Genomic DNA, 10,021 nt, shown 5'->3' on the forward strand with positions numbered 1-10,021 from the left:
AATATTTGAATATATTCCAATTCTTTAGCGTGATCTTGATGAGTATTGGCAAGCAACACGTGTTTGCCCGCTTGTTCAAATATGGCACTTAAACCATCAACGCCTTGTGCTGTCGCATGCGAAGAGACTCGCGGAACGATGACTCCAATTAAATTGGTTTTTTGTGATTTGAGATCTTTAGCGACTTGGTTGACCATATAGCCGCATTCGGAAATTGCCTTTAACACTTTGATTTTTGTAGACTCTTTAACACCATACTCATCATTTACAACGCGTGAAACCGTCGATTTAGAAACTCCGGCCAGCTTAGCGACATCGTGCAAACTCGACATACATAACCTTACTCATTCTATTTTGGGATTGTTTGCAAAACTCAGCGCTGCAAACGATCGAATAGTGTGATTCTAACGCTGTTTGTAGAATTATCGATCTCTCTTTTACTGATCTAATTCACAGAATCAATGGTTGGCTTTTGACTACTTTGAATTATTCATCAAAAATCCACTCTGCAAACGTTCCCAAAAATACTTATTTTAATTTTATCCACCATGCTTATCTTAAAGAGATCAAGTCATCTGGATACCAAACAACAACCGGGGTGGGTTATGAACTATCCAGTCATAGCAAAACAATTATTAGAGCAATTAGGTGGCAGAGAAAATATCCAAGCCCTTGCTCACTGTGCAACACGTTTAAGATTAGCGCTAAAAGATGACGCATTGGTTGATGAACAAGCCATTGATTCACTTGAAGGTGTCAAAGGACAATTCAAAGTCGCTGGCCAATATCAAATTATTTTTGGCTCCGGTATCGTTAACCAAGTTTATGCGGAAATGGCCAAGTTGACCGGCCTTGCTGAAATGTCAACCAATGATGTTGCAAGCGCGGGTGCACAAAAGCAGAACCTAGTGCAGCGCGCCGTTAAAGGGTTGTCTGACATTTTTGTCCCTATTATCCCGGCCATCGTTGCTGGCGGTTTATTGATGGGGTTGTTCAATGTACTGACAGCCACAGGGCTTTTTATCGAAGGGCAGTCACTGATTGATGCCAACCCGGGCTTGGCTGATCTTGCCAGCATGATCAACACCTTCGCTAACGCCCCTTTTGTTTATCTTCCTGTTTTGTTGGCATTTTCTGCTTCTAAAAAATTCGGCGGCAACCCATTCCTTGGCGCAGCATTAGGTATGTTGATGGTTCACCCAGACCTGCTTAATGGTTGGGGATTTGGCGGCGCGTCTGTCGCAGGCACCATACCTACTTGGAATATTTTTGGTTTTGAGATCCAGAAAGTCGGCTATCAAGGCTCTGTCTTACCCGTTTTAGTCTCCGCCTTTATTCTTGCAAAAATCGAAAATGGCCTGCGCAAAATTATCCCTTCTGTACTGGATAATTTACTGACGCCTATGCTCTCGATTTTCATTGCAGGCTTTTTAACCTTCACTCTGGTAGGTCCGATTACCCGCGATATCGGCTTTCTATTGGGTGATGGGCTGAACTGGCTATACGATTCTGCTGGCTTCATTGGTGGTGCACTGTTTGGCTTTATCTACGCACCGTTTGTGATTACTGGCATGCACCACAGCTTTATTGCTATCGAAACACAGCTATTGGCTGACATCGCCATTACTGGCGGTACGTTTATTTTTCCTATTGCGGCCATGTCAAACGTCGCACAAGGTGCAGCTGCTTTAGCGGTTGGTATGAACACCAAAGATATCAAATTAAAAGGCATTGCGATTCCATCAGGTGTGACCGCCCTTCTGGGCATTACCGAACCCGCAATGTTCGGTGTAAACCTGAAACTTCGCTACCCATTTATTGCTGCGATCATCGGTTCAGCTTGTGCCAGTGCATTCATTACCTTGTTTAATGTCAAAGCACAAGCGTTAGGCGCGGCTGGGCTTCCTGGAGTGATTTCCATTAACCCAGAGAAAATCAGCTACTACATGATTGGTATGCTGATTTCTTTTGTCATTGCCTTTACCTTAACACTTGTTTTGGGTGCCAAAGAGCGCGCAAAGCTTGATAAACAAGCAACAGCGTAACCCCCAAGGCTGTTATGCTCCTAAGCCCGCTCGATGTGAGTGGGCTTATTTCTTCAGCGAATAACACGGATATTGGAAGAAAAAATGAATCGAGTTTGGGTGACAGGCGACGCGGTCGTCGACTTAATTCCTGATGGTGAAGCACACTATCTAAAATGTCCGGGCGGTGCTCCGGCGAATGTGGCTGTTGCCATCGCAAGATTGGGGGGTAATAGCGCCTTTTTTGGCCGTGTGGGTAATGACCCTATGGGGCGCTTTATGCAATCCACATTAACCGAAGAGAAAGTGGACACCCGATATTTGCAGTTGGATGATCAACAAAGAACATCAACCGTCGTGGTCGATTTAGACTCGCACGGCGAACGCAGTTTTACCTTTATGGTGAAACCGAGCGCGGATCAATTTGTCCAATGTTCAGACATTCCCACCTTTTTAGCGGGCGAATGGCTGCATTGTTGCTCCATTGCACTGGCCAGTGAACCGAGTCGCAGCACTACCATTGAAGCGATTAAACGCATCAAAACCAACGGTGGATTTGTCAGTTTTGATCCCAATCTACGAGAAGAGGTTTGGCCTAACTCCGAAGAGATGATCCCAGTGGTGATGAGCGTGGTGGCAATGGCGGATGTGGTTAAGTTTTCCGATGACGAACTGCTCTTGCTCACGCAGCGCCCTAGCCTTGAGCAGGGATTAATCTCAGTGAAAGAATTGAACATTCCGCTGATTGTCATTACTCAAGGTGCAAAAGGAGCGCTGGTGATCACCGCAGAGATGCAAACAATGATTACGGGAAAAGCCGTAAAACCTATCGATACAACAGGTGCCGGAGATGCTTTTGTCGGTGGATTACTTTGTCAGTTGTCATTACATAAAGAGTGGTTTACTAAGGGTACTATCATAAACGCAGTGCAATGGGCTAATGGCTGCGGAGCATTAGCCACCACTCAAAAAGGGGCAATGACAGCGCTACCAGATAAGCATATGCTTGATCGATGGATTGGCTAAATGATGGCTTGTACTTACAAGGGCGTAAGTCGTGTTGAAGTTCAAGCAAACTGCGAAATAAACGGATGGTTTTCAGAGGATATTTGCTACGCTTACTGCATGATTAAACAAATAGCACTCGGACCAGATGCAGACATTTGTAAAATATGAACGATGTAGACGGTGGGTAGTTAGCTTACTATTTTGCTTACTGCCCATCGTTGTAGCTAGCCCAATTATCGCTTGGCAGACACGAGCTGATTTGAATCATCACATGCAAAACGTTCTGGTAAAAGGTATAGATTACATTAATCTACTGCTAAGAAATGCTCATGTTGCCAACGAGCGTGCGGCGCCCTACCTTAATATGGATTGCCTAGATGCTACTCGTTATTTGCGCGAGCTAGTGGCGACAACTCCCGATATCCGGACCATCAATTTAGCCAAACAAAACACTATTTATTGTAATTCGTTAACCGGTCAAGTAAACGATCACTACCAAATCGACAGCTATGTCAGTGGTGAGCTCTATTTAATGGCTGGTAATCGACTCACACCTCTCCGGCCTGTGTTGGCTTTTCACAGAACTTACGAACAGGGTATGGTGATCACTGGTGTTAGTTCCTATTACCTAACTAACATGCTTATTTTACTTGATCGCTATGGCAAACTTTATTTTCACGTTGGCAAAAATCACCTCGACGAGACTGGCGTTGTAACTTCCGAACCATTATTTCCCACAATCATTAATACTTCAGAACGCTACCCTTATTCACTATCGACCCTATTAACTATTGATGATTACTGGCTTTATTTTAAAAACACCAAACAAACCAGTGCGATGTTAGCTCTCTTAATGGGAATCGGTTTAGGCGGATTTGTTTTTTGGAAACTCGGCCAAGCTTCGTCAATGCAAGGAGAAGTAAAACGCGCTATTCAATCCAACGAATTCGTTCCGTATGTACAACCGATTGTTGATGGTAGTGGTCAGCTCTGCCATATCGAAGTGCTTGCCCGCTGGCAACATCCTGTTCATGGATTAGTGAGGCCCGATCTTTTTATTCCTTTAGCGGAGGAATCTGGGCTAATCATTCCTATTACGACTCAGTTAATGTCCCAAGTAGAGCATGAACTTTCATTACATCAGTCACAATTTCCAGAGCATTTCAGTATTGGATTTAACATTTCGGCCAAACATTGTGTTGCTTCCAATTTGTTTGATGATTGCAAACATTTCATTGAAACCTTCAACAATCGTAAACATATTTTAACGCTAGAGCTCACTGAGAGAGAGTTGGTTATTGATAGTGATGAAGCAAAAAAGCTCTTCCAGTCATTGGATAAAATAGGTGTGTTGCTAGCAATTGATGATTTTGGTACGGGTCATTCTAGTTTGAACTATTTGCAAGAGTTCAAGTTTGACATTTTAAAAATCGACAGAAGCTTTATTACCATGATCGGTAGTGATGCGATCTCTAGTCATATTGTTGAAAACTTAGTCGATTTAGCTAAGCGACTTGGGTTAAAAACCATAGCAGAAGGTGTGGAAACCCAAGGCCAGATTGACTTTTTGAACGAAAGAGAGATTGACTATTTGCAAGGCTATTTCTTTTATAAGCCTATGCCGCTCAGTGAGTTTATCACTCTGCTTAAAACCACCTAGATCAATCTCTGGCATTCCAATACGATGATAACTAGAACTTCAGTGGTTATTTATTATGACGAGAAGCCAACTGATCACGGTAGCGAGCTAAATGAAAACGTTTTCGAACTGGCTGATGAGCAGACAGTTGTTTTAATACTTGATTGAGCTGTTTATTATGATGCTGGCTATGCTTCGCCGCTGATTGTTCATCATCTTCAATGAAGAAAGATGCAACACTGGCCGTCAATAAACCAAAAAGTGTTATGCCCGTAAGCATTAAAAAGACCGCAACACCACGACCAAACGGGGTAACAGGATACATATCACCATACCCTACCGTAGTAATCGTGGTCATTGCCCACCAAATCGCATCAGAAAAATCATTGATTGGGCTATCCGTGCCTTTTTCGACCAAATAGACAAAAGCCGCAGAAAGAAGCACTGTCGATAAGCTGGTTAGCCCAATAAAGCTGAGCGTTTTTTGTCTCAGTACCGCCTTTGTTTGACGCCATGCTCTTGGCAAGATCAGTAAAATGCGTAAAAAACGGAGCGGACGCAGGAAAGGCATGGCAACAATCAACACATCTGGCCAGTTTTTTACCATGTAACGCACTGGATGTGGGCTGAGTAAGACCTTGACCAATAACTCCGTTGCAAACAATGCCCAAATAATCCAAAGCAGATGCTCCAGAAAATCAAGCTCTTCGGGCTGTAAAGGTGCAATATCTGGTAGTAAAGCGACGATCACATACACTACCGATAGTAGCAGCATCGGAATTTCAGTTTTATGTTCGATCGCAGACAGTAGCTGTAAACGTGTTTTTAATTTCATGATTCAAATACCTTTTTCCGTTTACCCTAACGCCAAAAGTACCAAGTGAACAGTACAACCATCCCTTTCGTTACCCAATTAGCACTCAATTCGAAATGGAAATCACTATAAACTAGGTGGTTGAGATGTAAAGAATTGTGACCTTAACAACACTAAAATAACCGTCTTGAGCGTTATTCTAAGCTCTTCACACCCAATATTTCACTCACAAAAATCTCAAAAACACCATAGGAGTCAAGTTTCAATTGTGATACGATGCACAACTTTATGGATATCTCTCTATTTTCATATGGACGTGACCCGATACCCAAGCCACTTAGGATGCTGTCGATGACCAGTAAGTGAGGCCGAAAAAACATCAATAAAATGGTGGGATTGGCGTCAATGAACATGATCAATACAGCAATGCTGCAAGTGGGACAGGTATAACTCCGTTGTTTTACTCCGAGGTCACTTATTACCATGTCTTTTTTAAAAGATTTAGCCATTCGCAAAAAAATTGCGCTTGCCTTTACTATTATCGCGTTAGTCAACATCGCCTTCGGTTATTACCTATATCGTTCATTGAACGAAATACAAAATGACCTACTCAATCTAACGGATGACACACTCCCATCAATGATGATGGTCAATAACGTCAAATACAATATGGCTTCTGTGCGACGTGCTCAAATCAGTTTGCTTTCCGCAACCGATCAAGCCGAAATTACGGAGGATATTCGTTGGATGCAGGAACACTATCAAGCAATTGATAGTGCACTAGCCACCTATGAGCGTGCGGTTTGGACCGATCACGAGCGTTCGATTTTTATGCCAGTTAAAAACCTCTGGCGTGACTACTTAACTGCGCTTGGCTCTTTTAATGACGATATCCTCAATCAAAATATCGTAAAAGCTCAAGGGGATATTTCAGCCTCTTTGGTTACATTTGAACGCCTAGAGAGTGCGATTGACGATCTTCTCAATTTAAACCAAACCTTTGTTGCCAAAAATCGCTCTGAACTGATGACGCTTATTCAAGCTATCACCTCATTTTCCACAGGCAGCATCGTTGCGCTGATAGCGTTTATGGTGTTCATTACACTATTACTTTCTCGCTTAATCTGCCAGCCACTACAGTTGGTTGTACAGCAAGCGAACGCCATTGCTGGAGGTAATTTAAGCCATCGATTAGCACGTCAGCATATTGGGCAAGATGAGCTAGGTGAATTGGCCGATGCGTGTTCAAGTATGCAAGAGAATTTACGCTCAATGGTGGAAGAGATCATCGCCGGAGCGACTCAACTATCTCATGCTGTCGATGAAGTTAGCGCCGTCTCTGAACAGACATCACAGGGCATGCAAGAGCAACAGGTCGAGGTCATGCACATTGCTACGGCCATGACGCAAATGAAATCAACGGTTGCAGAAGTGGCACGAAGCACAGAAGTCGCTTCTGACGCCGCTCGTGAAAGTAACCAACAATCCATCCTTGGATCAAAACAGATGGATTCCGTCGCTAATGCTATCTCTCTTGTGACTCAAGAAATTGATCAAGCAGAACAACGCGTATTAGAACTTGAGCAACAAGCACAGCAAATTAACGTTGTCGTTGACGTGATAAGCAACATCGCCGACCAAACCAATTTGCTTGCACTTAACGCAGCAATTGAAGCGGCGCGTGCTGGTGAACAAGGGCGTGGTTTTGCGGTTGTGGCTGATGAAGTCCGTGCTTTAGCTGGCAAAACTCAGCAATCGACGGGCGACATCGTCAATATTATCCAAAGCCTACAAACATGTGCACTGCGTGCTCGTGAAGCGACGTCACAAAGCAGTGTACTTATGGGACAATGTGTGGAGCAAAGTGGCCAAACTCAAATCGCGATTGACCACATTAGTAATCAAAGCGCGCATATTGCTGATATGACCATTCAAATCGCCAGTGCGTGCGGAGAGCAAGATTCGGTTAGCGAAGAGCTCAGCCGCAATATCGAACGCATTAGTGAATCAGCCAAGCAAGTTGCACAAGGTTCTTCCAGCGCCGCTCAAGCGTGCGTCGAACTTAGCCAATTAGCGGCGATGTTGCAAAATACCGTGAGTCGTTTTCAGGTATAACCCTCGCATTGTTAGCTAAAAGTAACCATGCTCTCATGTTTGAGTGGCCAGTAAGCCTTGCTTCGGCTTACAACGCAAAAAGGGTCGCATTTGATGCGACCCTTTACTCCTCAACAAACGGTTAAAACTGAGCAGTTAGCTTGATATACACTTCATCTTTGCCTAATTTACTGTCTAATCCATGAGCGTAACCAATCCGTACTGGTAACGTGCCGCCATAAAGTACGATGGTATCGATCTGCATTTCAGCACCAATCCCCGTCAGGGCTTGGTAGTTTTGGTTATCGTTCCAGCTTGATCCTGAGTCGACAAATACAGAACCTGAAATATCCCCCAAGCCAATTGGCCACAAATTCCAGTTTCGTTCAGCGCGATACAATAAGCGACTTAGTTCAACACTTTGTGTCGCGTAAGCTTGCCCTACTTGAGCCGCAGAGCTGTAGCCACGCAACGCTATCTGTTGACGACCATAGAGCTGCGCGCTGTCGCCTTCGTAACTGCCTAGCTCAAACGCTTTAGCTTTTGAATCTGCATAACCTGCCGCAAGGTGAGTGGTAAGATTGAAGCTCCCCGGGAGGTCCCAATGTGCTTGCCACTGCGCCTGCCATTTTTGTCCAGAGTAATCACCGCCAACATTGGACTCCCATACCAAATCAGCGTAATGACCCCACGCATAACCAGGAACATTCAATAAGCCTTCACGGTTATCCCATTGCAGCGCAGTCCCTGCTAGCCACTCATCACTGGCTTGTGTATAGCGCGTACCTTGAGGCGCTTTGATCAGTGACTCTTTCTGCCAATAAGTTCCGATACCAAACATTAAGTTATCATCGAGGCCATGCCATAAATAATTACGTTGTAACGTTAAATCATCTTGGCGGACAATGCGATCGTCTTTATTGGTCAATGGGTTTAACTTAAACTCATGCTCTCGGCTGAGCGTCGCTTGCCAACGGTTGTCATATTGATATCCCAATTGGTACGTCGCCAACGCATTTTTTGTATCCCAAGCCGCTTGGATTTCATATTGATGTCGCCCTAACACATCTGAACCACTGGTCGAGAAACCAAGTAACGATTGGTTATCATCCCCTTGCCAAACAGGAACCCAATAACGTGGCGTTAAAGTCGACAACGGTGAGTAGTCGGTAGTGTCACTTTTTTCGACCTGAGATATCGGCGTCGAAGCAACGGATGTCACCTTGGCAAAGGAAGACAGCGGAGCCTCATTGAAAGCCGTCACCGCCGGAATGTGGCGCAAATGGTAACCATCATGCTCATAAGCTTGGTAGATAAGCCCTTGCGATTGATTCCATTGCGGAGAAAAAGCACCGCCAATTTCATTGGTTAACTGCTCCAGCTGCAAACTGGCCAAGTCCATTCGGTAGATCTGATAACGCCCCGTGTAATCGGCGCTGAACAGCAACTCACCCTCTTGGGTAAAACTCAATTGATGCTCGGTTGCTGATGTTTCAGTGACAGCCAACCAGCGCTGCTCTTTGGCGACAAAACGCATGATATTCCACGCGCTAGACGGCTGCTTCACGGAAGCATAAATGTCACCTGTCGGAGATAGCGCCATATCACCAATGACCCAACCATATGTGCCTTGCCATAGGCGGGTTTGCTGCCCATCCAGCGTCACCTGCCATAATTCAGGCAACCCTTGTTCATGACGGGTAGCGAAAACACTTTGCCCATCTCGGCTCCAACGTACTTGGGTAAAGCGCTGTTGCTCGGTTAAACGCTGCCACTGCCCATCAACGTAGCGATAAAGATCATTCAACACTCGTCCATCAAGATAACTATTCACTTGTGACGCGACGATACCTTGTTGGGGATGAGCATCGAGGCTAGTTAAGCTTTTTGTAGTCAATAAACGCTGCCATTGATTTTGCTTACTATCCCACATCGCTAAATTTGCTCGATCAACCCCATCACGACGCCAAGCCAGTAATTGCTCTGATCCACCATTGGCTAATAGATATTCAAACGGCTGGCTATCGAGAGATTGAGCCTCCGAAGGCTGTTCCTTACTTTGCACAATTTGATCTGAAAACTGCGTGATTAGATCGGCACGGAACTCTTGCCAAAGCGCAAAAAAGTCTTTACCAAAAGCACGTTGAGCGCTTCGGTTTAAGAAAACGCCCGGAATTAGGTAGCCACTGTAATCGCTTAAAAAATATTGGAGTGCGTCTTCGCCATACGTTTTGGCTAAATAATCAATAAAATACGCGCCGTAGAGGTAATTACTGCCAAGTGGTAAACGTTTATTCGCTACCACGATTTGGTTGAGATCAGCTAGTTGTCCGCTCGCCACTTCCATGCGCATTTGCATCGCAAAATGGCTATTGTGCAAACGTCCATAACCTTGTTCATTTTGGCTTTCCATGTAAACCGCTAACCCTTCTAACAGCATCG

Annotated in this window: 7 protein-coding genes; 4 read left to right on the forward strand and 3 right to left on the reverse strand. The window is 44.6% G+C overall.

Translation table 11 applies throughout. The annotated features are described in order from the left end of the window. Positions 1-332, reverse strand: a 332-nt coding sequence (locus tag B9J84_RS12455) for a LacI family DNA-binding transcriptional regulator (RefSeq protein WP_143698866.1), incomplete at its 3' end; no start/stop codon positions are given. Between the two features lie 273 nt (positions 333-605). Between B9J84_RS12455 and B9J84_RS12460 the strand changes: the two genes are divergently transcribed. The 3 genes from B9J84_RS12460 to B9J84_RS12470 all read left to right on the forward strand — a co-directional run bounded on the left by B9J84_RS12460 (position 606) and on the right by B9J84_RS12470 (position 4,692). Next, positions 606-2,045, forward strand: coding sequence for a sucrose-specific PTS transporter subunit IIBC (locus tag B9J84_RS12460; protein ID WP_026028729.1), 1,440 nt, complete (start codon positions 606-608; stop codon positions 2,043-2,045). An 84-nt stretch (positions 2,046-2,129) separates the two neighbouring features. Then, positions 2,130-3,050: an aminoimidazole riboside kinase gene (locus B9J84_RS12465; protein ID WP_094124261.1), complete on the forward strand. Its 921-nt coding sequence runs from the start codon at positions 2,130-2,132 to the stop codon at positions 3,048-3,050. 253 nt (positions 3,051-3,303) lie between these two features. Beyond that, positions 3,304-4,692: a cyclic diguanylate phosphodiesterase gene (locus B9J84_RS12470; RefSeq protein WP_236732707.1), complete on the forward strand. Its 1,389-nt coding sequence runs from the start codon at positions 3,304-3,306 to the stop codon at positions 4,690-4,692. A gap of 46 nt (positions 4,693-4,738) precedes the next feature. Here the strand turns inward: B9J84_RS12470 and B9J84_RS12475 are convergent, their stop codons facing one another. Further along, the gene (locus tag B9J84_RS12475) at positions 4,739-5,506 is read right to left on the reverse strand and encodes a potassium channel family protein (RefSeq protein WP_094124263.1); all 768 of its coding nucleotides are present in this window, start codon (positions 5,504-5,506) and stop codon (positions 4,739-4,741) included. A gap of 462 nt (positions 5,507-5,968) precedes the next feature. On the opposite strand from B9J84_RS12475, the gene B9J84_RS12480 reads away from it, so the two are divergent. Next, positions 5,969-7,600: a methyl-accepting chemotaxis protein gene (locus B9J84_RS12480; RefSeq protein WP_094124264.1), complete on the forward strand. Its 1,632-nt coding sequence runs from the start codon at positions 5,969-5,971 to the stop codon at positions 7,598-7,600. A gap of 121 nt (positions 7,601-7,721) precedes the next feature. Here the strand turns inward: B9J84_RS12480 and B9J84_RS12485 are convergent. Continuing rightward, the coding region (locus B9J84_RS12485) for a TolB (RefSeq protein ID WP_094124265.1) at positions 7,722-10,021 on the reverse strand (2,300 nt) is incomplete at its 5' end.

The sequence above is a fragment of the Vibrio sp. V03_P4A6T147 genome (assembly GCF_002241085.1).
GTDB classification, from domain to species: domain Bacteria; phylum Pseudomonadota; class Gammaproteobacteria; order Enterobacterales; family Vibrionaceae; genus Vibrio; species Vibrio anguillarum.

Coding starts and splice junctions, on each gene's coding strand:
- B9J84_RS12470 (WP_236732707.1), top strand. CDS start 3,304: ATGCAAAACGTTCTGGTAAAAGGTATAGATTACATTAATCTACTGCTA.
- B9J84_RS12480 (WP_094124264.1), top strand. CDS start 5,969: ATGTCTTTTTTAAAAGATTTAGCCATTCGCAAAAAAATTGCGCTTGCC.
- B9J84_RS12475 (WP_094124263.1), bottom strand. CDS start 5,506: ATGAAATTAAAAACACGTTTACAGCTACTGTCTGCGATCGAACATAAA.
- B9J84_RS12465 (WP_094124261.1), top strand. CDS start 2,130: ATGAATCGAGTTTGGGTGACAGGCGACGCGGTCGTCGACTTAATTCCT.
- B9J84_RS12460 (WP_026028729.1), top strand. CDS start 606: ATGAACTATCCAGTCATAGCAAAACAATTATTAGAGCAATTAGGTGGC.